The organism is Collinsella aerofaciens, from assembly GCF_009876115.1.
In the GTDB taxonomy this organism is placed as follows: domain Bacteria; phylum Actinomycetota; class Coriobacteriia; order Coriobacteriales; family Coriobacteriaceae; genus Collinsella; species Collinsella aerofaciens_N.
This window is the reverse complement of sequence record NZ_WWSY01000003.1, coordinates 67,080-92,112: the sequence shown is the minus strand read 5'-3', so window position 1 is coordinate 92,112 and position 25,033 is coordinate 67,080. Positions and strand designations below refer to the sequence as shown.

General features: G+C 58.3%; 23 protein-coding genes. 18 read left to right on the top strand and 5 right to left on the bottom strand.

Annotated elements, in window-relative coordinates; genetic code table 11:
* The first annotated feature begins 134 nt into the window (after nucleotides 1-134).
* From GT571_RS03080 to GT571_RS03045, 8 genes are all read left to right on the top strand, one after another.
* Entirely contained in the window at nucleotides 135-977 is an 843-nt protein-coding gene (locus GT571_RS03080; protein WP_192934619.1) for a Cof-type HAD-IIB family hydrolase, read from the top strand.
* A 63-nt stretch (nucleotides 978-1,040) separates the two neighbouring features.
* Nucleotides 1,041-1,700 carry an HAD family hydrolase gene (locus tag GT571_RS03075; RefSeq protein WP_040358370.1) on the top strand — a complete coding sequence of 220 codons (660 nt, stop codon included), beginning with the start codon at nucleotides 1,041-1,043 and terminating at the stop codon, nucleotides 1,698-1,700.
* A 150-nt stretch (nucleotides 1,701-1,850) separates the two neighbouring features.
* Nucleotides 1,851-2,696 carry a GntR family transcriptional regulator gene (locus GT571_RS10250; RefSeq protein ID WP_422110309.1) on the top strand — a complete coding sequence of 282 codons (846 nt, stop codon included), beginning with the start codon at nucleotides 1,851-1,853 and terminating at the stop codon, nucleotides 2,694-2,696.
* A 115-nt stretch (nucleotides 2,697-2,811) separates the two neighbouring features.
* Nucleotides 2,812-4,275: a YfcC family protein gene (locus tag GT571_RS03065; RefSeq protein ID WP_161155408.1), complete on the top strand. Its 1,464-nt coding sequence runs from the start codon at nucleotides 2,812-2,814 to the stop codon at nucleotides 4,273-4,275.
* Nucleotides 4,276-4,284: 9 nt separating this feature from the next.
* Complete coding sequence (locus GT571_RS03060; RefSeq protein WP_161155406.1) at nucleotides 4,285-5,868, top strand: amidohydrolase; 1,584 nt, start codon at nucleotides 4,285-4,287, stop codon at nucleotides 5,866-5,868.
* 1 nt (nucleotide 5,869) lies between these two features.
* On the top strand, nucleotides 5,870-6,721 hold the full coding sequence (locus GT571_RS03055) for a sugar phosphate isomerase/epimerase family protein (protein WP_148332759.1): 852 nt from the start codon (nucleotides 5,870-5,872) through the stop codon (nucleotides 6,719-6,721).
* Nucleotides 6,722-6,783: 62 nt separating this feature from the next.
* Nucleotides 6,784-7,752 carry an SIS domain-containing protein gene (locus tag GT571_RS03050; protein ID WP_118066053.1) on the top strand — a complete coding sequence of 323 codons (969 nt, stop codon included), beginning with the start codon at nucleotides 6,784-6,786 and terminating at the stop codon, nucleotides 7,750-7,752.
* A 14-nt stretch (nucleotides 7,753-7,766) separates the two neighbouring features.
* The gene (locus GT571_RS03045) at nucleotides 7,767-8,630 is read left to right on the top strand and encodes a PfkB family carbohydrate kinase (protein WP_161155405.1); all 864 of its coding nucleotides are present in this window, start codon (nucleotides 7,767-7,769) and stop codon (nucleotides 8,628-8,630) included.
* Between the two features lie 279 nt (nucleotides 8,631-8,909).
* On the opposite strand, the gene GT571_RS03040 is transcribed toward GT571_RS03045, so the two are convergent.
* Together GT571_RS03040 and GT571_RS03035 are read right to left on the bottom strand one after the other, a co-directional pair.
* Nucleotides 8,910-9,692 (bottom strand): TatD family hydrolase, encoded by a 783-nt coding sequence (locus tag GT571_RS03040; RefSeq protein ID WP_161155403.1) that lies wholly within the window; start codon nucleotides 9,690-9,692, stop codon nucleotides 8,910-8,912.
* Between the two features lie 14 nt (nucleotides 9,693-9,706).
* A complete protein-coding gene (locus GT571_RS03035; protein ID WP_055309765.1) occupies nucleotides 9,707-10,504 on the bottom strand; it encodes a tRNA threonylcarbamoyladenosine dehydratase in 798 nt (265 codons plus the stop codon).
* A 460-nt stretch (nucleotides 10,505-10,964) separates the two neighbouring features.
* Here GT571_RS03035 and GT571_RS03030 point away from each other — a divergent pair, with 460 nt between their 5' ends.
* From GT571_RS03030 to ettA, 3 genes are all read left to right on the top strand, one after another.
* Nucleotides 10,965-11,243: an autorepressor SdpR family transcription factor gene (locus GT571_RS03030; RefSeq protein WP_022094448.1), complete on the top strand. Its 279-nt coding sequence runs from the start codon at nucleotides 10,965-10,967 to the stop codon at nucleotides 11,241-11,243.
* Complete coding sequence (locus GT571_RS03025; RefSeq protein ID WP_161155401.1) at nucleotides 11,236-11,940, top strand: SdpI family protein; 705 nt, start codon at nucleotides 11,236-11,238, stop codon at nucleotides 11,938-11,940. The genes GT571_RS03030 and GT571_RS03025 overlap by 8 nt, the downstream gene beginning before the upstream one ends.
* A 185-nt stretch (nucleotides 11,941-12,125) precedes the next feature.
* Nucleotides 12,126-13,805, top strand: coding sequence for an energy-dependent translational throttle protein EttA (ettA, locus tag GT571_RS03020; protein ID WP_055251458.1), 1,680 nt, complete (start codon nucleotides 12,126-12,128; stop codon nucleotides 13,803-13,805).
* Between the two features lie 214 nt (nucleotides 13,806-14,019).
* On the opposite strand, the gene GT571_RS03015 is transcribed toward ettA, so the two are convergent.
* Nucleotides 14,020-15,327 (bottom strand): hypothetical protein, encoded by a 1,308-nt coding sequence (locus GT571_RS03015; protein WP_161155399.1) that lies wholly within the window; start codon nucleotides 15,325-15,327, stop codon nucleotides 14,020-14,022.
* Nucleotides 15,328-15,467: 140 nt separating this feature from the next.
* Nucleotides 15,468-16,412, bottom strand: a complete 945-nt coding sequence (locus GT571_RS03010; RefSeq protein ID WP_161155397.1) for a hypothetical protein — start codon at nucleotides 16,410-16,412, stop codon at nucleotides 15,468-15,470.
* 203 nt (nucleotides 16,413-16,615) lie between these two features.
* Here GT571_RS03010 and GT571_RS03005 point away from each other — a divergent pair, with 203 nt between their 5' ends.
* From GT571_RS03005 to GT571_RS02975, 7 genes are all read left to right on the top strand, one after another.
* Nucleotides 16,616-18,595: an NAD(+) synthase gene (locus GT571_RS03005; RefSeq protein WP_240136025.1), complete on the top strand. Its 1,980-nt coding sequence runs from the start codon at nucleotides 16,616-16,618 to the stop codon at nucleotides 18,593-18,595.
* A 117-nt stretch (nucleotides 18,596-18,712) separates the two neighbouring features.
* Complete coding sequence (locus GT571_RS03000) at nucleotides 18,713-19,876, top strand: pyridoxal phosphate-dependent aminotransferase (RefSeq protein ID WP_161155393.1); 1,164 nt, start codon at nucleotides 18,713-18,715, stop codon at nucleotides 19,874-19,876.
* Between the two features lie 201 nt (nucleotides 19,877-20,077).
* A complete protein-coding gene (locus GT571_RS02995; RefSeq protein WP_117759056.1) occupies nucleotides 20,078-21,028 on the top strand; it encodes an L-lactate dehydrogenase in 951 nt (316 codons plus the stop codon).
* Between the two features lie 114 nt (nucleotides 21,029-21,142).
* On the top strand, nucleotides 21,143-22,303 hold the full coding sequence (locus GT571_RS02990) for an Mbeg1-like protein (RefSeq protein ID WP_161155391.1): 1,161 nt from the start codon (nucleotides 21,143-21,145) through the stop codon (nucleotides 22,301-22,303).
* 110 nt (nucleotides 22,304-22,413) lie between these two features.
* Nucleotides 22,414-23,418, top strand: coding sequence for a nucleoid-associated protein (locus GT571_RS02985; protein WP_022094136.1), 1,005 nt, complete (start codon nucleotides 22,414-22,416; stop codon nucleotides 23,416-23,418).
* Between the two features lie 84 nt (nucleotides 23,419-23,502).
* On the top strand, nucleotides 23,503-23,853 hold the full coding sequence (locus GT571_RS02980) for a hypothetical protein (protein ID WP_161155389.1): 351 nt from the start codon (nucleotides 23,503-23,505) through the stop codon (nucleotides 23,851-23,853).
* Nucleotides 23,850-24,194: a type II toxin-antitoxin system RelE family toxin gene (locus GT571_RS02975; RefSeq protein ID WP_117759050.1), complete on the top strand. Its 345-nt coding sequence runs from the start codon at nucleotides 23,850-23,852 to the stop codon at nucleotides 24,192-24,194. Before GT571_RS02980 ends, GT571_RS02975 begins: the two co-directional genes overlap by 4 nt.
* A 118-nt stretch (nucleotides 24,195-24,312) precedes the next feature.
* On the opposite strand, the gene dapD is transcribed toward GT571_RS02975, so the two are convergent.
* Entirely contained in the window at nucleotides 24,313-25,032 is a 720-nt protein-coding gene (gene dapD, locus GT571_RS02970; protein ID WP_161155386.1) for a 2,3,4,5-tetrahydropyridine-2,6-dicarboxylate N-acetyltransferase, read from the bottom strand.
* Between the last annotated feature and the right edge of the window lies 1 nt (nucleotide 25,033).

Genomic DNA, 25,033 nt, shown 5'->3' with positions numbered 1-25,033 from the left:
ACGGGCATCGCAATCGTCGAAGGCGCGCCGTTCATGTTCGGGACAATATGACATTTTTCCCGTTGCAAACGGAGTCGCGGTGGCTGTTCTGTATGATGACTCAGACAAGGTTATTCAATGACAGGGAGGCATATATGGCAATCAAAGCCATCGCGATGGATATTGACGGTACGCTCACCAACGACCAGAAAGTGATTAGCCCGCGTACGCGCGAGAAGCTGCTCGCTGCGCAGGAGTCGGGCATTAAGCTCATCTTGGCGTCGGGCCGTCCCGCATGGGGGCTGCACGCCTTGGCGCAGGAGCTCGACCTTCAAAACCATGACGGTCTGCTGGTGGCCTTTAACGGCGCACACGTCGTCGATGCCCAGACCGACGAGGTGCTGTTCGATCAGGCTATGCCTGCCGACGAATTGCATCGCCTGATTGATCACCTGCGTAATTTTGACGTGATCCCTATGATTTCGCTCGGTCGCGATTTGCACGTCGAGGACTCGTACCATTGCATGATTACGCTGCCGGATGGCTCGCAGAAAAACATCGTCAAGTATGAGCGCGACGCGTGCGATCTTAAGATTCGCGAGGTGGAGAGCCTGCATGAGGTCGCTGATGCTTATCCCGTGGACAAGCTGCTGACGGCGGGCGACCCGGCCTATCTGCAAGCGCATTACGAGGAGATGTACGCGCCCTTTACCCAGACGCTTTCGGGTATGTTTACGGCCGACTGGTACTTTGAGTACACGGCGCCCGGTATTGACAAGGCCCGCGCGCTCGAGGGTGCCCTGCCCAAGCTCGGCATCGATGCCAGCGAGGTCGTATCGTTTGGCGACGGCCAGAACGACAAGTCTATGATTGAGTGGGCCGGCACCGGTGTTGCCATGGGCAACGCCGTCGATGAGGTTAAGGCTGTGGCCCAGATGGTGACCGCCAATAACAACGAAGACGGTATTGCGGTGGCGCTGAATAAGCTGCTGGGCTAGAATCGCCGATAGTGCATGGCTCGGGCGTCCGCTTGCGGGCGCCCTTTTGTTAGGGAGGGTGCCGTGTCCGCATTTCCGTTCGACGCCGTTATCTTTGACATGGACGGCGTCATTGTCGATACCGAGTATTACTACCTGGGCGAGACTGCCGCGTTTGCCAAGGAGCTTGGACTTAACCTGACTCAAGAGGAGTTGAACGGGCAGGTTGGTACCTCGCATCAGTTCTTCCTGCGTATGCTGGTCGATTGGTTTGAGCGCGCCGGGAAGGGGCATTTAACTGGCGAGGAAGCGTTGATCCGTTGGGACGAGTGGGCGCATAAGCGTCCGCGCGACTATCAGGCTTTGATTAACCCAGGCGCCGTGGATACGATTCGAGAGCTGCCGCGCCGTGGCGTTCGCGTGGCGCTTGCCAGCTCGTCTCCCATGGATAGCATCGAGGAAGTGCTCAATGCGTGCGGGCTGTCGGATGCCTTTGAGTATGTGGTGAGCGGCGAGCAGTTTAAGGAGAGCAAGCCCGAGCCCGACATCTACCTGCATGCGCTGGACCTGCTGGGGCTGCCCGCGAATCGCTGCTGCTGCGTTGAGGATTCGGTGCCTGGCATCACTGCCGGCAAGCGAGCCGGCCTGACAGTTATTGCCAAGCGCGAGGAGCGCTTTGGCTTTAGCCAGGATGCCGCGGACAAGATTATCGACCAGCTGCCGGAGCTGCTCACGCTTTCTTAGGAGCGCGGTAGTTGCGCGTTTTTCGGGTCAGATGAGTAAATACCCGACATTTTGGTGCGACAGCAAGCATACTTTATGCTAATGCGGGCTTAAGGGCTTGTTGAATGCCCTTAAGCCCGCTTTTGACTTAATTGGGCTGGGAGAGGGTATATGCCACCGACTGAAGGACTAACTGACGGTAAAGCAGCGATACCGCTGTACCAACAGGTTATCGATATCATTAAAAACGAAATCAATTCCGGTGCCTACAAGGCGGGCGCGCGGATACCCAACGAATTCGAATTGGCTGAGAACTATAAAGTTGGCCGCGTTACCGTGCGACGCGCTATTGAGGAGCTCGTCCAGCAGGGCTATCTAACGAAGCGGCAGGGGAAAGGCACGTTTGTCAATGCCCCCAAGCTCAAGCGCAAGATTCGCCAGAAGGATGACGTCCAGAGTTTTTCGGACGCATGCCGCGTTAACGGAATGGAGCCGGGGGCGTGCGTCATTTCGAGAAAGATACTGCCGGCAGATTCTACCGAAGCGCAGTTCTTTGGTGTTCCCGTTGGAACTGATTTGATTTGCGTTGAGCGTGTGCGTACTGCCGATGGCGTCCCTGTCATGCTCGAGAACAACATATACGTTTACGAGGACAACGCCTATCTATCAACGGCACCTCTATCTAACCAATCCATTTTGAGTTCGTGCGCAACCGGACGGGCCGCACGCCCGCGTTTACCGACCCGTGCACGCTCGAGATCGCGTGCGCGTCGCCCGAGGTCGCTCGACTGTTGGCAGTTCCCGTTGGCGAACCCTTGTTTTATATGGAAGCCTTCTTTTTCGATGAGCAGCGGCGGCCGTTTATCATCGGTCGTCAGCGGATCATTGGGTCTCGCTACGTTTTTGACATCTAGGACATTGCGAATGGAAACGCCCGGTGGATTATCTCACCGGGCGTTTCCATACCGTTCACGGCGCGAACGCAACCGTTCAACCGCGTCGCGGCAATCAGTTTGAAATTATCTTGATGATGGGAAAAGCTGCTGGTAATCTATGGAACGTCATAGAACGTTTGCCTTGCGCAGGCGTTGAAGCGAGATGTGATGCAGTCTCGAGTTCTTTGGAGGTATCTATGTCAGATACGAAGGCGAAGAAGACAAACAGACGTTTTAAGTTCAAATTACCGCATGTCTATACGATCATGTTCTTGCTGATCGTTGTCTTTGCGGTCCTGACTTGGATCGTTCCCTCTGGTCAGTATCAGCGCAAGACGATTTCGACAGCGGCGGGCGAGCGTGAAGTCGCCGTTGCTGGAACCTATGAACAGGTCGATAAGAACTACACCGATTCCGAGACCGGCGAGACCATCAATCTGGGCCAGGATATCTTTGCGGTCCTGCAAGCGCCTACTAAGGGCATCCAGGAGGCTGCCGACGTCGTTGCGTTCGTCTTATTGATTGGCGGATCGTTCGCAGTCATCACCAAGACCAACGCTTTGAATGCCGGCATGAGCCGTGTGATTAAAAAGCTCAAGAACAAGGACATCCTCATCATTCCCATCACGATGACGTTGCTGTCCATTTGCGGCACTACGTTTGGTATGTCTGAGGAAGCCCTGCCGTTCTATGCCATCTTCATTCCCATCATGATGGGTATCGGGTATGACTCGATGACGGCGTTTATCATCTGCTTCCTTGGTCCTAACCTGGGATATTGTGCTTCGACCATCGACCCGTTTAATGTTTTGATCGCCCAAGGCATCATTGGTATCGAGGGCAATCCTCAGCTGTGGCTGCGCGCCGTTTCTTGGGTCATCTTCACTGCCGTCGGTATCGCGTGGGCCATGCGCTATGCCATGCGTGTCAAGAAAAACCCCGAGTCGTCCATTACGTACGAGGACGACAAGCTCAAGCGTGTTGAGTTTTCCGTGACCGATGCCTCCATCGAGGAAGAGTTCACTACCCGTCAGAAGCTCGTGCTTATCGATTTTGCCTGCGGTATGGGCATTATCGTCTGGGGTCTTGTTACCCAGGGCTGGTACATGAATGAGATTTCCGCCGTGTTCCTTGGTATGGGCTTGCTTGCCGGTATCCTGGGCGGCCTTGACCAGCAGACGATCGCCGAGGAGTTCGTTAAAGGCATTGCCGACTTTGCGTACGCCGCCATCGTCATCGGCATCGCTCGCGGCATCTTGGTCATTGCAGAGGGTGGCATGATCATCGACACCATCCTCCAGGCGCTCGCTACTGCACTGGCCGGTGCACCTGCCGCCGTCTACACCACGTTTATGTATATCGTCCTTGGCCTGCTCTCTTTGCTGGTTCCCTCGAGCTCTGGACTTGCGGCGCTCACCATGCCCGTCATGGGTCCGCTGACCGAGCTTATGGGCCTCAATCCCGAAGCCGCCGTTACCGCGCTCCAGTTTGCTAATCAGACCATCAACACCATCAGTCCCGTGGCGGGCATGACGGTTGCCGGTCTTGCCGTGGCAAAGATCTCGTTTGGTCAATGGTGGAAGACCATTTGGAAGTTCTTCATTTTTATGGTCGTCTTTGGCCTGATCGTAACGGCAATCTCTGGCATGCTTCCGGTGTAGGTGGTTGTGATGTCTGATCGTTTAACGGTCCTGACGTCTAAGAGCGTCTTTACCGGTACGGGGGACCTGCCGTTTGAAGGTTTCGTAGCGGTCCGTGGCAATCGAATTGAGGCGGTTGGCACCAAGTGTGAGGTGGCTTCGTATTTGACCCAGGCGGACGAGGTAGTTGATCTGGGCGACCGCACCGTCATGCCTGGTCTGATCGATGTACATACCTTCTATACAGGCTGGGCGCTGCGGACGTTGGGGTCTGATCTGTCCGGCATCGATGATGCCAAAGAGGCCGTGTCGCTCTTGCGTGCATGGAAAGAAGATCATCCGGATTGCGCGGCGGCTTTTGGCCACAACCTATCCGAAACGTTGGCATCGGATGCCGAGAACGCAAATACGGCAGCTGTGTTTGACGAGTTTTTTGGTGATATCCCTGTCGTCTGCTTTACACCGGGCGCGGAGACCTGCGTTCTCAATGCTGCCGCCAGTGCGCGATACGGTTTTACACCGCAGGCGTGCTATGCCGAGAAGATCTGGCGCATGATGAGCGATTTCCTCGCGTTGCCCGAGGTGCGCGCGGGGTATTCGGACTACATGAGCATGCTTAACGAGCGCGGCGTTACCGCCATCAAGGAGATGGCGTTTGATGACTACTACGGCTTTGCCGACGAAATGGCTCGCCGTGAGGAATCTGGCGAGCTGACGGTTCGCGTCTCTATGATGTCGCAGCCGGTGGGCGCTGGTGCAAATCTGGCATATGCTCGCGAGGCACGAGAGCGCTTCCGGGGACCGTTCGTTCGTTTTTCTGGCTTCAACCGTATGACCGATCGCGGCGTATGGGCGGGGCTTGCCGAGATGATTGACCCCTATGAGGATACGGCCGATGCGGGCGCTGCCGGCAAGACGGTCGTCGAGGAGCCAGAGTGGGATCTGATTGAAAGCGAGCTGCGTGCAATTGATGCTGACGGCTTCCGATATTCCTTGCATTGCCAGGGTGATGGCGCCGTTCGTCGCACCGTGGCGCTCTATGCCTCGCTGCCTCGAGACGAGCATGGACGGATGCTTCGCCGCCATGCGATTACCGATCTCGAGAACTCTGACCCGACCGATCTTGTCGAGTTTGGCAAGTTAGGTGGAATTTGCGAGGTCTATCCGCAGATTCTGACGCTGGACCGGCGCGAGGATTGCCTGTCGATGATGCGTCGACAAATTGGCGAGACGCGACTTTTGCACAGCTGGAATCGCCGCGGCATGGAAGATTCCGGATGCACGGTGTGCTGTGGAACGGATTTGCCGCTGTTGATTCCGAGCCTGGGCGAGTCAATCTACAGCGCGTGCGGCGGATTCTTCGCCGACGGACTGCCCGTGAATGAGGTCAACACGCTGACGCTTGTCGAGCTCTTGCGCGCTTGGACTGCCGGGGGCGCGTACGATCTGATGCGCGAAGATGAGCTGGGTACGCTCGAGGTCGGCAAGCTTGCCGATATCTGCGTGCTCGATCGGGATGTGTTTGACCTCGATTATCGCGACGCACGCGATCTTGCGGTTGATATGACGATGTCGGACGGACAAATCGTGTTCGATCGAAATAAGGAGGCATAAGATGTCTGAATCCAAGCCGACGCTGCGCCGCGAACAGATTGCGGGCATGAATATCCACTACATCATGTGGTCGCTCGATTACTTCCTTGATGTGCAGCAGCGTTTGGGCTTTGAGTCCATTGAGCTGTGGTGCGCAGAGCCGCATGTGACGCTCGACCATACGGGCTACTTTGAGGCTGAGGTCCTGGCGAAAAAGGCTGCAGACCGTGGGCTTAGGTATCGTACTCTGTGCCCCGAGAATGTTGTCTATCCTTGGCAGTACTGCGCACGCAAGCCGCTGCATGAACAGCGCAGCCTGGCGTACTTTAAGCACGGCATTGAACTTGCCGAGGTACTTGGGTGCGACCGTATGTCCGTCAACTCGGGCTGGGGCGACTGGGACGAGGACCGCGAGGAAGCCTGGAAGCGCAGCCGCGAGCACTTGTCCATTCTGGCGGAGTATGCCGGCGAGCACGGTCTGGTGCTTACGATGGAAAGCCTGCGTCCCGAGGAGAGCAACCTTGTGACGACGGTTTCCGATGCGAAGCGCATGATTGACGAGGTCGCGAGCCCGTATTTACAGCCCATGGTTGATACAACCGCGATGGGCGTTGCTGGCGAGACGCTCGAGGACTGGTTTGCCACCTTTGGTGATGGGGCAATTCACGAGATGCACTTTATCGACGGTGACCCGTATGGCCATCTGGTGTGGGGCGATGGCAAGCACGATATGGACGCCTTCGTTGCCACACTCAACGTCCATGGTTTCGACGGCATGCTGGGCCAGGAAATTACGGACGGCCGTTACTACGATGACCCGGCGGCGGCTGATGCCAAGAACATGGCCGCATTCGAGAAATATCTGATTGACTAAAACAACTATCGGCCACGCAACCAACGTCATTGATTGCGGCCCAAACAAGAAAGGAACTGGATATGAACGCACGCGATCTGATCAAAGAGGCAATTGCCGAGAAGGGCAAGTTCGACAGCGTCTACTGGATTGCTTGCGGTGGCTCCATGATCGATTTGATCCCGGCTCATGAGCTTCTGCAGCGCGAGGCAACCACCTTCACTTCGTATATCTATACCGCGCGTGAATTCGACATTATGCGTCCGCGTCGTCTGGGCGAGAAGTCCCTGGTCATCGCTTGCAGCCACAGTGGCAATACCCCGGAGGTCGTCGAGGGCTGCGAGATTGCCCTTGCCGCCGGCGCTACGGTGATCGCCCAGACCGACAACGCTGGATCCAAGATCGACTCCGGCAAGTGGACCACGTGGGTCTACCCATGGGGCGAGGGTGTGCCGCAGGCCGAGGTCCCCGCTGGCATTTCGCTGTCGCTTGCGGCCGAGCTGCTCGATCAGCAGGAGGGCTACGCCGATCTTGCCGATATGTATGCCGGTATCGCCGAGATGGATAAGATTCTTCCCCCGGCACGTGAGAAGGTAAATGCCGAGCTGGGCGATCGTTTTGCCAAGCTTTGCCAGGAGCACGAGTTCTTCTATATTCTGGGCAGCGGTCCCAACTTTAGCCAGACCTACGGTTTCGCTATCTGCTCTCTTATGGAGATGCAGTGGCAGCACTGCAGCTACATCCACTCTGCCGAGTACTTCCATGGCCCCTTCGAGGCTACTCAGGATGGCGTTTTTTACTTCCTGCAGATGGGCTCCAGCGAGTGCCGTGCTATGGACGAGCGCGCCCTGGCGTTCCTTAAGACGCATACCGATACGCTGATGGTGCTCGATGCCAAGGAGTACGGTATGGAAGCCGTGCCGGCGAGCGTCCGTGCCTATCTGGACCCGGTGCTGTTCTACGCCATGAACTGCGAGCTGCGTGCTGCACGCGGCAAGGTGTTTGATCACGATCCCGATTTCCGTCGCTATATGGGTGTTGTCGAGTACTAGAAGGAGCAAAGGCCATGGCATTTAACGTTAACGCGCTCGGATTTGGCGACAACGTCGTCGATCGCTACGAGCATATCCACACCATGTATCCCGGCGGCAATGCGGTGAACTTCGCCGTTTATGCCAAGAAATGCGGTGCCGCACGCTCCGCATACATGGGCATTTTTGGCAATGATGCCGCTGCCGAGCATGTCATTGCAAGCCTCGAGGATGAGGGTATCGAGCTTGACAAGTGCGAGCAGATGATTGGCGAGAACGGAGCGGCTCGCGTGACCGTCGTTGACGGTGACCGTGTCTTCCTTGGCTCCAACGAGGGCGGTATCCGTGGCGATGCGCGCTATGTCCTCGATCGCTTTGACCTTTCGTACATGAAGCAGTTCGATGTGGTTCATTCGGGCAACTATTGCTTTACCGAGCGCGAGCTGCCCAAGTTGAAGGCTGCGGGCGTCACGGTCTCTTTTGACTTTTCGGACGACTCTACCGACGAGTACTACGAGCAGATTGCGCCCTACGTCGATTTCGCTTTCTTTAGTGCGGCGGATGCTGCGAGTGAGGATGAGGTTCGCGAGCGTCTGGCATGGGTGAAGGGCCTGGGTCCGCGTTTTGTGTCGGCTACGGCGGGCGCCGAGGGCTGCATTGCTTACGACGGCGATCGTTATTACCGCCAGCTGGCTAAACCGGTAACGGACATGAAGGACACCATGGGGGCGGGCGACTCGTTCCTTACCTCGTTTTTGATGTGCTATCTCGATTCCGCCAAGCGTGGTGAAGATGGCGCCGAGGCCATCGAGCGCGCGCTCGACTTTGCTGCCGGGTTTGCCTCGACCGTGTGCGGCATGGAAGGTTCTTGGGGCCACGGAGCACCAATCGTCGAATAGCCGAGCGGTCCCGGGGAGGTGCAGGCGCCTCCTCGGGACCCGGTGTGCAAAAAATGCCAAATATGAGTACTGTGACTAATTTAGTCGCAGCAAAATCAACCCCTTCAGACGTGATTTGAGCGTCTGGAGGGGTTTAAGATTTGTGAAAACGCAGGATGAATGACTGTAAAAGCTTTAATTAGCGGACAATCGAGGATTATTCTGGCGGTTGGAAAGTTAAAAGAAATGTATCCATTCCGGTAGCAGTACTCATATTTGGCATTTTTTGCACACCAGGGGTTAGCGAAGGTCAAAAACAGAGCGCGCATTTGTTAAAACTATCGACTCGATGCGCTTTGCGTCGCAGTTTTTGAGCGAGGTGATGCGTTCTGAGGTCCTTGTGAGCGACCTGATGAGCGACTGCGTGCTTGTTTCTGTGTTTGGCTCGGCCGGCGCATCGGTCTCGAGCAGTAGGCGGTCGAGTGGAATCTGTCGTGCGTATTCGCGACAGCGCTTGGTCGCGAGCATGCGTTCGTTGACGGAAAAATAGCAGCCCGCATTACGCGCGCGGGTGAGTTCGTCCGAAGTGCCGCTAAACCAGTGGAAGATGATAGCGGGGGAGTCGGGGTTTGGGATGAGTAGTCCATGCGATTCGAGGACGTCCAGTACGGCTCCTGCCGAACGAACGGCGTGAATTGATATCACGCGCCCGGTAAGAGGATGCTGCACGAGCGCATCGCAGAGCCGGTTAAGTGCCTGTATTTGTAGCGGCTCACTTCCAGCAAAGCGCGCGGAAAAGTCGAGTCCGACTTCGCCGATGTAGCGTTCTTGGGCAGCAACTTCGCAAAGCAGATTGACTTCGGCAAAACCGCAGTGGCCATCGGCGAGCCACCAGGGGTGAAGCCCAACGCCGGCGATGATGCCCGGGTGGCGACGAGCGCGCTCGTTTGCGGCCGAAAAGTCGCGTGGATCGACGCCGCAATCAAATAGACCCAAGCCCAGCGCCGTTGCCTCATCGGCAACGGCGTCCGGGTGAGCCATTAAATCAAGATGGCAGTGTGCATCAAATAACCGGGGCTCCATCTCGGCGCGCTCCGCTAGTCCAAGCGCTGGCCATCGGCGCGCACGCGCTCGGTGCCGCGGCCACTGATCTGGCGGATAACCTCGCCGGCAATCATCTGGCCCATGATGGGCGGCATAAAGCTGGCGGTTCCGAGCTCGGTGCGCTCGTGGATATTGGAAGGGTCGCGGGGCTGTGTCTTAACCGATTCCTCGCAGCTAAACAGTACATGAAGACTCTTGATTCCGCGCTTCTTGCATTCTTTGCGCATGATGCGGCTCATGGGGTCACGTACCGTATCGAAAATGTCGGCAAAGCGGAGGCACTCGGGATGGAGCTTGTTGGCCCCGCCCATGGAGCTAACCAAACGAATGTCGTGGTCCTGAGCATATTTGGCAATGGTGAGCTTGGCCGAGATGGTGTCGATGGCGTCGACGACGTAGTCGAGCTTGCCGTCCGTCTGCTCCAAAACGCGCGCGAAAAATTCGTCGATATTGTCGCTCAACAGGTATTCGGTGCGCTTGATGACGGTAGCGGCTGGATTGATGTCGTGGATCATGGCTTCCATAACATCGACCTTGCGCTTGCCGATGGTGCTTTGAAAGGCGATGGCCTGGCGATTGATATTGCTGGGCGCGATGATGTCCTTATCCAGAATGACGAAATGACCAATGCCGCCGCGGACAAGTGCCTCGCAGCAATTGGAGCCCACACCTCCGCAGCCGAGCACCAGCACCGTGGCGGCGGCGAGTTTGTCGAGTGCCTCGCGGCCCATGATGATCTCGAGCTTGGTGTCGCGTGTCTCGTTGGGGGTTGCGGCTGTGGTTTCGGTCATAGACATCCTCCGATGGGGAAGCGAATCGTGTTTTAGCTATCGTCATTATAGGTATTATCGCGATTCCATTTGAGCCCTAGGGGCTTGTTGAAATGAGGCAGTGATTCGCATAAGATGAAGCAGATGGCACCCGTTGCCGCGGGTTGGCCAACTCCCAAACACGTTTGTAGCGTGAGAAGTGGCCGTCTTCGCATTACGCGGGGGCGGCTATTTCATTCGACCTCCAATGTGGATGCCGAGCTCCACAGCCGCGATTACAAGCAATAACAACGTCAGGACATCGTCAATACTCATAGTCCATCTCCTTCTCGGGTAGAGGGAGCTGGCCCATCTGCTTCAACTTCCATTGTAGCTAAATACGAACGAATGTTCTATAGATGTTCCTGTATTAGATAATTAGACAAACATCTAAATATCGAGTATAGTGTGCGCGTCATGAGAGATGATGAAAGGGGGTCTTATGCCGGGAGAGGGTTTTAAGGCGCTTGCCGATCCAACGCGACGGCGCATTTTGGAGTTGCTGCGCGAGGGCAATTGCACGGCGGGGGAGCTTGCCGAGCATTTCGATATCAGTAAGCCGTCGCTGAGCCATCACTTGGCGACGCTCAAAAACGCCGGGTTGGTAACCGACGAACGTCATGGTCAAAACATCGTATACAGCTTAAACACTACCGTCATGCAGGACTTGATCGGTTGGTTTATGGGCTTTACAAACACGGAAGGTGATAAGGATGAATAACGAAAACAAGGGCATTCACCCCACGGGGGTATCGTCGCGCGTGTGGATTGCGCTGGTCGCTCTGTGCGTCGCCAATGTCGCAGCGCATCTCATGGTGATGCCGAGCTTGCCTGGGCAGATTCCCACGCACTGGGGCGCGAACGGCGCCGTCGACGGTTGGGGTCCCAGCTGGATGGCCTCCGCGCTCGGCGTGCTGCCTCTGGTGCTTCTCGCAATGTTCTGCGTGGTGCCGCGCATCGATCCCAAAGGTGAGGCATATCGAACCTCGGGCAAGTTCTATCAGGGCTTCGTAATCGCCTTCACATTGTTCATGTGCGCCATAAGCTGGCTGGGAGAGCTTACGGTCTGGGGCGTGGTGCCGGCGGTCGGTTCGGTCAACGTGCTGATTTCCGGTGTTGTCGGTTTGCTGTTCATCGGCGTAGGCAACTACTTGCCGCGTGTGAAGCAGAACTATACGCTCGGTATCAAGACGCCTTGGGCGCTTGCCAATCCCGAGAACTGGCGCCGTACGCAGCGCTTTGGCGGTGCCTGCTTTATGGTGCTGGGCTTTGGCCTGATTGTGATGGGCGTGGCAGGCAGCGTGCTTTCGAGTGAAGTCGTCGCCGCGGTGATTGCGGTTCTGGCGTTTGGTTCGGTTGGAGCCGTCTACGTCTACTCGTATCTGCTGTGGCGCAAATCGCAGCGAGCCGCTCGCTAAGGTTGCGGAAAACTAGCGTACGCAGTTCATAGTATGTTCCGGGGGAACTTTTCCCAGGTAGTATTAGGGGATATGGGCAACCATGCCCCTTTTTCGTTACGTTTCAGAGCTGGTTTTTCCATTTCGTTTCCACTTAGGCGAAACAAGAATAGGGAAACAGCAGGTAGAAAGGATAAAACAGGCAAATGGCGGAGTTTATCTACCAGATGTATCAGGCTCGTAAGGCCCATGGCGACAAGGTAATCCTTGACGACGTGACCCTGAGCTTCTACCCCGGTGCCAAGATCGGCGTCGTGGGCCCCAACGGCATGGGCAAGTCGACCCTGCTCAAGATTATGGCCGGCATCGAGGAGGTCTCCAACGGCGATGCCAGGCTCACCCCCGGCTACACCGTGGGCATTCTGCAGCAGGAGCCGCCGCTCGACGACGACAAGACCGTTATCGAGAACGTGCGCATGGCGTTTGGCGATATGATCGCCAAGGTCGATCGCTTCAATAAGATCGGCGAGGAGATGTGCGACCCGGACTGCGACATGGACGCCCTCATGGCTGAGATGGGAAAGCTCCAGGACGAGATCGACGCCGCCGACGGCTGGGATATCGATTCCAAGCTCGGCCAGGCCATGGACGCCCTGCAGCTGCCCGATTCCGACATGCCGGTCAACGTGCTTTCCGGCGGCGAGCGCCGCCGCGTGGCCCTGTGCAAGCTGCTGCTCGAGGCTCCCGACCTGCTGCTGCTCGACGAGCCCACGAACCACCTGGACGCCGAGTCGATCCTGTGGCTCGAGCACTTCCTGCACAACTACCAGGGCGCGGTGCTTGCCGTCACACACGATCGCTACTTCCTGGATAACGTTGCCGAGTGGATCTGCGAGGTCGACCGCGGTCACCTTTATCCCTACAAGGGCAACTACTCCACGTATCTGGAGACCAAGGCCGCCCGTATCGAGGCACAGGGCAACCGCGACGCCAAGCTCGCCAAGCGCATGGAGGCCGAGCTCGAGTGGGTGCGCAGCTCGCCCAAGGCCCGTCAGGCCAAGAACAAGGCCCGTCTGGCTCGCTACGAGGAGATGGAGGCCGAGGCCCGCGCAAGCCAGAAGCTCGACTGGACCGACATCCGCATCCCTGTGGGCCCGCGTTTGGGCAACAAGGTGCTCGAGGCCCATCATCTGCACAAGGAGTTCGATGGCCGCGTGCTCATCGATGACCTTTCGTTCACCCTGCCGCGCAACGGCATCGTGGGCGTCATCGGCCCCAACGGTGTCGGTAAGACCACGCTGTTCAAGACGATTGTGGGTCTGGAGCCGCTGACTTCGGGCGAGCTTGAGGTGGGCGAGACCGTCAAGATCTCCTATGTCGACCAGAACCGCTCCGGCATCGACCCCGATAAGAACCTATGGGAGGTCGTCTCGGACGGCCTGGACCACATGATGGTCGGCGAGACCGAGGTTCCGAGCCGCGCTTATGTGGCGAGCTTTGGCTTTAAGGGCCAGGACCAGCAGAAGCGCGCTGGCGTACTTTCCGGTGGCGAGCGCAACCGTCTGAACCTGGCGCTCACGCTCAAGCAGGGCGGCAACCTGCTGCTCCTCGACGAGCCTACGAACGACCTCGACGTCGAGACGCTGTCCTCGCTCGAAGCGGCGCTGCTCGAGTTCCCGGGCTGCTCGGTGGTCATTAGCCATGACCGTATGTTCCTGGACCGCGTCGCCACGCACATTCTGGCGTGGGAAGGCACCGACGAGAACCCGGGCAACTGGTATTGGTTCGAGGGCAACTTCGAGGCCTATCAGGCCAACCGCATCGAGCGCCTGGGCGAGGACGCGGCCCAGCCGCATCGTATCCACCGTAAGCTGACGCGCGACTAGATCGTTACGCGGTTTTCCAAACCGCGTAACTGCTCGACGCTGCGCGGGTCGCAAGCACCCCATCTTGCCGTTCAAGCCGTCGCTCGCGTACCGAAGTACGCGTCGCTCCTCTTTCACGGCAACCTGGGGCACTTGCGGCCCGCTCGCTGTTGGTTACGCAACATCAACAAATAAAAACGGCTCAAATCCTGATTTGGATTTGAGCCGTTTGTCGTTACTGCTCGGGTTCTTCGACTTTATCGATGGCCCAGGTGGATCCGAGGCCACCGGTGGTGTTGCGGCGAATGCGCACGGTGACTTCGTGGCGCTCGCCGGCCTGCGTATAGTGCAGGGGGAAGCTTGCACGGTTTCGCGCGGCCTCGATGGTACCGAGCTCGCGGGCGATCCAGTAGTACTCGCCGATGATGCCGAGCGTGTCGGCGCCGTAGGGGAGATAGGTCGACAACTGGTGCAGAAGCGGGCCGGGGCAGAAGACCTCGGTTGCGAAATCGACGGGGAAGTCCTCGGGGATGGCGGGCGCTACGGGTGCGGGGGTTGGGGCCTCTGCGAGTACCGAAGCCGGTGCCGGTGCGGGAATTTGGTCGCAAGCAGAGGCGGGCACGGATTCGATGACGGGTGCGAACTCCAGCGTCGTCTTCGGCTTGATTGTGGAATCTGCGGGCTTCACGGTGACGGGCGCGTCTGCAGCTTCAGTTTCAACCTCAACCTGCGTCGCGCTCTCATTCTCGACGCTCGACTTTGCCTCGATGGGCGTGGATGCCATGGTGGTGATGCCGGCATTGGCATTCTCGGGGTCATAGACGACCGTGAGCGAGATGGCGGGCTGCGGCGTCTCGGGCTCCGGCGCCGACTCGGTAGCGTCTTGATCTGCGGGCTCGTCGGACTGATCGTCCTCGGCCTCGTCGCCAAAGACATCGCTGTTTTGGAACGCAGACGGCTCGGGTTGGTCAGCGGCTTCTTCGGTTGTCGACTTGGGCGCTTCGTTGAGCTCCACAGTGGCTTCCTGCTCGGATATGACTTCGGAATCGGTCGTGGCGGCGATTTCGGTTTCGGCTTCTGCCGTTACCTCAATAGCGACTTCGATCTCTGTCTCGGGCTCGGGTTCCGGCGCGGCTTCAACCATGGCTTCGGGCTCGGGACGCTTAACGTGCTTGGGGCGCACGGCCTTGAGGTCCTTCTCACCGCGTTTCTTCTTTTTGTAGGACTGCTTGGCGCCCTTGGCAGCCTTGGGCTTGTCTTCGCCCTTGGCAAGGGCGGTATCCCAGGCCTCATTGGCGATGACGGTGGCATACAGGCGACCGCCCTTAAAGACGGTCAGCTTAATGCAGTCGTCGAGTTCCTCGAGCAGCTCGCGCGTGGACTCAAAGCCCAGGTCATAAGCGGCCATATCACCAGCGGCGAGTGCCTCCTCGACCTGCGTCATAAACGTTTGCTTGCCGCATCCAATCGCATCGCGCAGCAGGCGATACAGATAGATGTGGTTGCCCAGCGAAAGCGTGGGCCTAACTATTGTCTTGCTCATGGCAAATCTCCTCTTTACACATGTAAAGCATCTTACCATCGCATGGCGTTCGCCATGGCGGCGCCCAAGGCAAACGGGCGCGAACCGCTTTCGATTCGCGCCCGTTGTACAGGTCGGTTATCTATGAGAGGCAAACGTACTTAGTTGCCCGATGCCGTGCCTTGGCTCGAGTTGTCAGATGCCGTGCCGGAAGCGGTTCCGCTCGAGCTGTTGGTGTTGTTACTGTCTGCCGTGCCCGTTCCCGACGTGGTGTCGCTCGTCTGGCCTCCCGTGTTCGGCTGTGAACCGTCAGTCGTTTGGCTTGAGTCGGTCGTGCCGGACGGCGTGCCACTGTTGGACGTAGAGGAATCGGCGCTCTGCGACTGATCAGGGGTGTCCGAAGACGAGTTGGTGGATGCGGAGTTGCCCTGCGGGTCGTCCTGCTGGATTTGCGATTGACCAGTGCTATCCGCATCGCTCTCGGTCGTGCGCGACGAAAGGATTGGCTCGGGACGCTCACCCAGACCCTCGCCGGCAGTGGTGATAAGGATAGCGCCGGTGCAGGCGATGACCGCGACGATGGCGATGGCGATCGAGAAGATGATAACCTTCTTTTGCGTCTGGCTGCGCTCTGCCGCCGCCTTGGCGCGCAGGCTGTTGGGGGCGACGCGCGCCGTGGTCGCGCGCCCCGCAATCTGGCGCATCTCCTGCGTAGTCGCGGCGCCGCCCAGGTGCTCCTCGGCATCAAACTCAACGGGCTCATAGGCGCCGGCGGGGTAGTCGACGTCAGCGTGCGTACCTTTGAGGGCTTTGGCGCTGGCGGAGATAAAATGGCGATAGACCTGCGAGGACACAACAGTGATGACTGAGCTCACGGCGGCGCCGATCACCGATCCGGCGATACCGATCTTGGAGGCAAGCGCGACGCTCGTGGCGGCAGCTGCGGCGCCGGCGACGATCTGGGGAATGGAAATGTCGTCGAACAGGCCCTTTTTGGGCGCGATGGCCATGGTCTGTCCGATGGAATGGTTCTCGTGCACGCCGTTGTTGAGCGCGGCCGGTGTCATGACGCGCGTGCGCGGCGCGTCAGTGTACTTGGTTGCCATACGGGGTCCTCCCGGTGTAAATCTGCTTCGTTTCGTTTAGCCATCAGGGTACCCACCAGATGTGAATCGTACGTGACATTTAGCAGATACCATCAACTCATCAATAGCTCACCAAGTTGGTGGGATGCGGTTGCGCCCGGCGGTTGAACTACAATAAGGTTTGCTAATTGTTATGAATGGCGTCTACGCACGGGAGCATTCTTATGGATCTTCACCTTTCTCAGTCTGACGGCTTTTTGCGTGTGGCGGCGGCCTCACCGCAGATTCGCGTTGCCGATGTCGAGGGCAATGCCGAGGTTGCACTGGTGGCTGTTCGCGATGCTGCCGAGCGTGGCGTTCGCGCGCTGGTGCTGCCCGAGCTTAACCTGACCGGCTATACCGCGGCCGATCTGTTCCATAACCGCACACTGCTGCATGCCTGCGAGGCTGCTCTGGTGCATATCCTCGACGAGACTCGTGAGCTGCCGATTGTCTTTACCATTGGTCTTCCCGTTGCGGTTGCCGAGAATATCTACAACTGCGCCGCTGTGTGCTGCGCGGGCGAGCTTTTGGGCCTCACGGCCAAGAAGTATTTGCCCAACTATGGCGAGTTCTATGAGCGCCGTTGGTTTGCTCCGGCACCTACCGATCCCGTTTGGCTTGAATTTGCCGGTCAGGGTCCGGTCCCGTTGGGCTCGGGGCTTGTCTACCGTTGCTGTGATGAGGGCGCCGAGGACCTGGTGCTGGGCGTTGAGGTCTGCGAGGACCTGTGGGTGCCGGCGCCTCCTTCGACCGAGATGGCGCTTGCCGGTGCGACGGTGATTCTCAACCCGTCGGCCTCGGACGAGATCATCGGCAAAGCGGATTACCGCCGCAGCCTTATCTCTAACCAAAGTGCACGCCTGTACTGCGCCTATGCCTACGCGGACGCGAGCGAGGGTGAGTCCACGACCGATATGGTCTTTGCGGGCGAGAACCTCGTCTACGAAAACGGCTCCAAGCTCGCCGCGACCAAACTGCTTACCTGCGATATGGCCATCGCCGACGTCGATCTTGACCGCCTGGTTGCCGAGCGCCGTCGCTCGACGACGTGGGCGCGCGCGGACGATGCGCCGGAGGCCACGACCGTTGAGTTTTCTTTTGAGGGCGTGCTGGCCAAAGAGCCTGTCCTGCGCGATGCCTGCGATATCGACCGCGTTTTCCCTCGCGCGCCTTTTGTGCCGGCCGACCACGGTGATCTGGCCGAGCGTTGCGAGACTATTCTCAATCTGCAGACTGCGGGCCTCAAGACCCGCCTTGCCCATACGGGTACCAAGGCTGCCGTCATCGGCCTTTCCGGCGGCCTCGATTCCACACTGGCGCTACTCGTGACCGTGCGTGCCTTCGATGCGCTGGGGCTGCCGCGCACGGGCATCACTGCCGTGTCCATGCCCGGCTTTGGCACGACGCATCGCACCAAGTCCAACGCCGAGTCGCTCGCGCGCGACCTGGGCGTGAGCTTCCGCGAGGTTTCGATTCACGCGGCCGTGGAACAGCACTTCAAGGACATTGAGCACGATCCGACCGTGCAGGACGTGACCTACGAGAACAGCCAGGCCCGCGAGCGTACGCAGATTCTGATGGATCTGGCCAACCAGGCTGGCGGTTTTGTCATCGGCACGGGCGACCTGTCGGAGTTGGCACTCGGCTGGGCTACCTATAACGGCGACCACATGAGCATGTACGCCGTCAACGCGAGCGTGCCCAAGACACTCGTGCGTCACTTGGTGCGTTATGCGGCTGATGTCTTTGGCGGGCGTATTGCCGAGGTTTTGCTCGATATCCTCGACACGCCGGTGTCCCCCGAGCTTCTGCCGCCCACGGGCGACGGCGAGATTGCGCAGAAGACTGAGGATTTGGTGGGCCCGTACGAGTTGCACGACTACTTCCTCTACTACTTGCTGCGTTTTGGCTTTGAGCCGGGCAAGATCTACCGCATGGCGCTCAAGAGTTTCGAGGGTGTCTACGACGCCAAGACCGTCCACGCGTGGCTGCGTACGTTCTATCGTCGCTTCTTTGCCCAGCAGTTTAAGCGCAGCTGCCTGCCCGATGGCCCCAAGGTTGGTTCGGTGACGCTCAGCCCGCGCGGCGATTGGCGTATGCCGAGTGACGCCAGCTCGCGTCTGTGGCTTGCGCAGATCGACGCGCTCAATCCAGTTGACTAAGGTTGGCTAAATTGAACCAATACGGGGGTTGCAAGCGTTACACTTTTGCAATCTGATGGCCCGTATCGCGCGGCGCTCTTGTCGGAGCGCCGCTTTTTTATATCGGAAGGTGACACCATGCAGGCATCGCAGCGTCTCGACCGCTTTGGCGCGGAGGTCTTCGCCTCGCTCAACAACAAGCTGCTCGCGCTGAAGGCTCAGGGCAAGACCATTTACAACATGAGCGTGGGCACGCCCGACTTTAAGCCGTACGGCCACGTGGTCGAGGCGCTCACACAAGCAGCCCAGGATCCCGAGATGTGGAAGTACGCCTTGCGCGACCTGCCCGAACTCAAGCAGGCCGTATGCGATTACTATGAGCGTCGCTTTGGCGTTTCGGGCATTACACCGTCCATGGTGCAGTCGTGCAACGGCACGCAGGAGGGCGTTGGCCATTTGGGCCTGGCTCTGCTCGATCCGGGTGACACCATTCTGGTTCCCGATCCGTGCTACCCGGTCTTTGAGGCGGGTGCGAAGATTGCCGATGCCAAGCTCGAGTGCTATCCGTTGGTCGCCGAGCATAATTACCTGCCCTATGTGGCGGGTATCGATCCCGAGGTGGCCGATCGTGCCAAGTATATGATCGTGTCGCTGCCCGCGAACCCGGTTGGCTCGGTGGGCACGCTCGAGGTCTACGAGGAGATTATCGCCTTTGCCCGCGAGCACGATCTGTTGATTGTTCATGACAACGCATACTCCGACATCGTGTTCGACGGTGAGCCGGGTGGCAGCTTCTTGCAGTATCCCGGCGCGCTCGAGGTGGGCGTGGAGTTCTTCTCGCTCTCCAAGTCGTTTAACGTCACCGGTGCGCGCATCGGCTTTTTGGTCGGCCGTGAGGACGTGGTCTCTGCCTTTGCCAAGCTGCGCAGCCAGATCGACTTTGGCATGTTCTTCCCGATCCAGAAGGCTGCTATCGCCTGCCTCAACGGTCCGCGCGATGAGGTCGAGGCGCAGCGTCTGAAGTACCAGGAGCGCCGTGATGCCCTGTGCGACGGTCTTGAGGGTCTGGGCTGGGAGCGTCCCAACGCGCATGGCTCTATGTTCGTGTGGGCCAAGCTTCCCGGTGGTCGCACCGATTCCATGGCGTTTTGCGAGGAGCTTATGGAGAAGGCCGGCGTTGTGGTGACGCCGGGCGCGAGCTTTGGTCCTTCGGGCGAGGGACACGTGCGCATGGCGCTGGTCCTGCCGCCCGATCAGATTGCTTTGGCTGTCGAGGCCATTCGCGAGGCGGGCCTGTATTAGAAAGCTATTTCGCCTCGTCAATAGCTCGAAACCGATTTCGTGCAGTTATTTTACGAATCCTGCAAACAATTTCGGTAAACGGTCGATTTTTGGCTGCGAATAGGAGCATAATCAAAGTCCCGATTGGATGTATTGGGATTACGGCAAGCCGCTCGGGTCGTTCCCGGGCGGCTTGCTTGTGGAGAGAGATGGGAGTTTCTAATGGTTAACGAGAAGAAGGTCGCTATTGTCGGCTGCGGTTTCGTCGGTTCGTCTTCGGCGTTCGCGCTGATGCAGAGCGGTCTGTTCTCCGAGATGGTCCTCATCGACGTGGACAAGAACCGCGCCGAGGGTGAGGCTCTGGATATCGCGCACGGCATGACGTTTGCCGAGCCGATGAAGATCTACGCCGGCGATTATTCCGATGTCGCCGACGCCGCCATGATCGTCGTCACCGCTGGCGCTGCCCAGAAGCCCGGTGAGACCCGCTTGGACCTGGTCAACAAGAACGTCAACATCTTTAAGTCCATTATCCCCGAGATTAAGAAGTCTGGCTTCGACGGCATTCTGCTCATCGTCTCCAACCCGGTCGATGTTCTGACCTATGCCGCCATCAAGATGTCCGGCCTGCCCGAGGGCCATGTCATCGGCTCCGGTACCGTGCTCGACACCGGTCGTCTGCAGCAGATGCTTGGTGCCCACGTTGAGGTCGACCCGCGCGATGTCCAGGCCTATGTCATGGGCGAGCACGGCGACTCCGAGTTCGTCGCTTGGTCCAGCGCCCAGGTTGCCGGCGTTCCGCTGAACACCTTCTGCGAGCTTCACGGTCATCTGGAGCATGAGGCTGCCGAGAAGCGCATCGCCGAGGACGTCAAGAACTCCGCCTACACCATCATCGAGAAGAAGCACGCTACCTACTATGGCGTCGCCATGGCCGTCAAGCGCATTTGCACTGCCGTCATGCGTGACGAGCAGACCGTTCTGCCCGTCTCCTCGCTCATGGTGGGCGAGTATGGCCTGTCCGATCTTGCCATCTCCATGCCGACCGTCGTTGGCCGCGACGGCGTTGTCTGCCGCGTCCCCGTGCCGCTGGACGATGACGAGCAGCATGAGCTTACCGCCTCCGCCAAGGCCCTCAAGGACATCATCGACAGCGTCGACTTCTCCTGCTAAATCAAGCTCTTTTGGGCAACAGGCTACAATGAAAGGCGTCCGGTCCACACGGTCCGGGCGCCTTTTTGGTGCAAAGTAACCTGACCCCAATGCGCCATAGTTGATGGGAGCGCCATGTCGGATTCGCCTAATTTTTTGACCTATGCCCAGACGGCGTTTGACCCGTTTGAGGAACGGCCGTTCTGCGCGGTGGATAGCCTGGTCTTTGCGTGGTTGTCCTATTTGCGTTTGCCGGGTGATATGGCGGAGCTGACGAACTGGCAGGGCCTAGACGTACGCGAGCTGCTGCGTGCCGAGTGCTACCGGGACATGATTGACGATTTGTGGGACCCAGAGGGGAGCAGAGCCTTGTTGGAGGCCGTGACAGCAAGCCCTCGCTACCGTGGCGTACACGTTTGCGGCTATCGTGCCGTGAGCGATGTGGTGGCGACAGAGCAGTTTGCAGCCATGGCGTTCCGGTTTCCGGCGGGGTTTAGTTATCTTTCCTTTCGGGGGACCGACAGTACGATTGTGGGCTGGAAAGAGGACTTTAACATGGCATTCCGGTGTCCTGTGCCGGCCCAGGAATCCGCGGCGCGCTATGTGGACGAGGCGGCGGATGCGATCGACGGGCCGCTTTTGTGCGGAGGTCATTCCAAGGGTGGAAACCTTGCGGTGTACGGTGCGGCGATGTGCTCCGATGTCGCCCGTGAGCGAATCGAACGGGTGTATTCCCATGATGGTCCGGGCTTCGTCGAGGAGTTTCTGAACGGCAACGCCTTTGCCGATCTTTCCGGTCGAATCGACAAGACGCTACCTCGGTCGTCGATCTTTGGCATGATGTTCGAGACACAGGAGGACTATGCCATCGTTGAGAGCACCGAGTTCAGCCTGCTGCAGCACAATCCCTTTAGCTGGGTGGTTGATGGTCGCGACTTCGTGTACTGTGAGCGCCTGTCCGCCGGTGCTCGATACGTTGATGGCTCCATTCGCGAGATGCTGCTTGCAGTGGGGCCTAGCGAGCGCGAGCGTTTTGTAGATGCGTTGTTCTCCGTGTTTGAGGCTACGGGTGCTGAGCGGTTTGCGGATATCGTTGGAAATCTGCGCGAAAGCCTGCCCGTGATGCTCCAGGCTGCGCAAGGCTTTGACAAGGATACGCGACGCTTTGTCTCGCAGACCATCGCGGCAATCCTTAAATGCGCACTGCTGCCCAAACGACCCCAGATCGACATGCCCGCAGCCGGTAAGAGTCTGGCAGAACAACTCGAGGCGTGGCAGTCCGAGCTTCTGCGCTAGCCATTGGTGCAAAGCAACCTGTCCCGATGTGCCAATCTTCGATGCGCCTGGGGCGGGCTTGACCGCTATACTGGTTCGTGCCGAAATCGATCTAGAACGGAATGCCGTATATGAAAATCAATCACGCGATTCTGCATATCCTGGACTTTGACTCTGCCGTTAACGTTATGAGCCAGCGCGAGCTCGATATCGAAAGCCGTACCGTGCGCAACTTCGTGACCACGCATCTGCGCCGCGCGCGCACCTCGGCCGACAATAAACGCGCCACGTTTGCCGAGAACTCCGCATTCGGTGGCGAGCTCAAGGGCTATTTCTTTGGCGAGCGCGAGTTCGTGGACCTGTCGCAGCAGATTGCGGAGTTTATCTCCTCCGAGCTCACCAAGGCAGAGAAAGCCGAGTCCACCGACGTGCTCGTGGCCGATTTTGACGACGATGAGGATGCCCGCTGGTTTGCCGTGATGCTGCTGGGCTCCAAGCAGGCTTTTATGCACGAAGTGGGCCGCGAGGAGGGGGAGGTGCGCAACGACATCGCGCGCCACTACGCCATTCTGCCGAACCCCTCGCAAAAGGTGCCGAGCTATGCCATCGTGCGTGCGAGCACCATGGAGATCGGTTACGTGGACAAGAAGCGCAAGATTGCCGGTGAGGACCGTATGCTTATCCCCGATGGCCTGCTGCAGTGCGACACGGGCGTATCGGGCAAGGAGGTCATCGACACCGTGACGCGTGTGGTCGAGGAAGTCGCCGAGGAGCACGGTGCCAATACGGCCGTGGCGCTCGCCAAGGTTAAGGCTGCCGTCGCCGAGAAAGTCGAGGATGACGAGGAGCTGCCGCCTTGGGATATCGTCGATGAGGTCTTTGAGGACGAACCGGTTATCAAGGAGAGCGTGCGCGCGGCACTGACTGAGGAGAAGGTGCCTGAGCGTGTGCCCGTGGAGCGCAAGCAGGTCGAACGCGCGGCGGTGCGCAATCATAAGATCCGTACCGACACGGGTATCGAGATCAGCTTCCCGGCCGAGATGGGTTCGAACTCCGAGTACATCGAGTTTGTCAACGAGCCCAACGGCCTCATCTCTATCGAGCTCAAAAACATCGGCAGCATCGAGAATCGATAGGGCTTTTTTCTTTCGAATAAAAGTCTGGATTATATTTTGAAGTATACTTTGAAATATAATCCAGATTATTTTTTGGAGGTCAAAATGTCCGCACTTGTTCTGGAAAAACCGGTGTTTACAAAAGACCAGGTTGTTTCGGCTACCGAAGCAAGCAAGTCTTTATCTGCCATTCGTAAACGCGCAAAACGCGCACCACAGTTCATTGCCGATCATAACGATATCGATACCGTGATTATCGACTATGCCGCCTATGAGGAAATGTACGGCGCGCTGCAGTATCTGCACGAACTTGAGATAAATCGCATCGCTGCTGATCGAGTCAAGCATGGTCCGCATGAATTTGTTCCGTTTGAGGACGCCCTAACTACCGAGGAGCTCGCGGAGTTTGAATCGATGTATCCGGACGCGATCCCCGATGAGGATCTTTTCGAATGAGTGGGCATTTTGTCGTCGGCTTTTTGAATCGAGACGTCGAGAAGGAATATCAAAAACTAGATGGATCTCAGCGAAGACTTGTCCGTATTGCAGTCGCGAAATTAAAGACGCGCGCTGATGAAATTGGAACGCCGCTTCACGGCGAGCTTGCCGGCTGCAAAAAGATCAAATGGCGCAATGCAGGACTCCGAATGGTTTTTCGAATCCGGGAGGACGGAACGGTTGAGATTGCCGAGATCGTGGCAATAGGGCGGCGCGACCGTTCCGAGGTCTATAAGACGGCCGCAGGGCGCCTGTCAAAGCGACCCGCCATGGTTGAATACGACGGAACCCTGAGATGATGAAGGCCGAAGCCCCGATGGTGCTTCGGCCTTTTTTGTTTTCGGCTTGGTTGCTGACATTGCGCCGCAGGTTGAGCATGCGTCAGCGAAAACGCGGTTTGTCAAAACCGCGTAATTACTAAAGCTGGCGTAAGCCCTCTTCGAGGCCAGTCTTGCTGTCGGTCTTCTCGTCGCGCATCTTGATGACGCGGGCGGGGACACCGGCCACGACGGCACCGGCGGGGACGTCCTCGACGCACACGGCGCCGGCGGCAACGACGGCGCCCTTACCCACGTGCACGCCCTCCAGGACCACGGCGTTGGCGCCGATCATGACATCGTCTTCGATGATGACGGGCGTGGCGCTGGCGGGCTCCACGACGCCTGCCAGCACGGTGCCGGCGCCAATGTGGCAGTTCTTACCCACGGTGGCGCGGCCGCCCAGCACGGCGCCCATGTCGATCATGGAACCCTCGCCAATGACGGAGCCGATGTTGATGATGGCACCCATCATGATGACGGCGCGATCGCCGATCTCGACGCGGTCACGGATGATTGCGCCCGGCTCGATGCGGGCGTTGATGCCCTTGAGGTCGAGCATGGGCACGGCGGAGTTGCGGCAGTCGTTCTCTACGTCGTAGTAGTCGATGGAGTCGGCGTTGGCGTCGAGGATTGCCTTGAGTTCATCCCAGTCACCAAAGACGGTCTTGCCACGACGACCGCCGTAGACGTGCGCATTGCCCCACTGGACCTTCTTGCCCGGCTTTTCGCGCACGTACAGTTTGACGGGCGTTTTCTTGGGCGCGGTGGCGATGTAATTGATAATCTCCTGGGCATCCATCTCGGCTGCGTTGCTCATA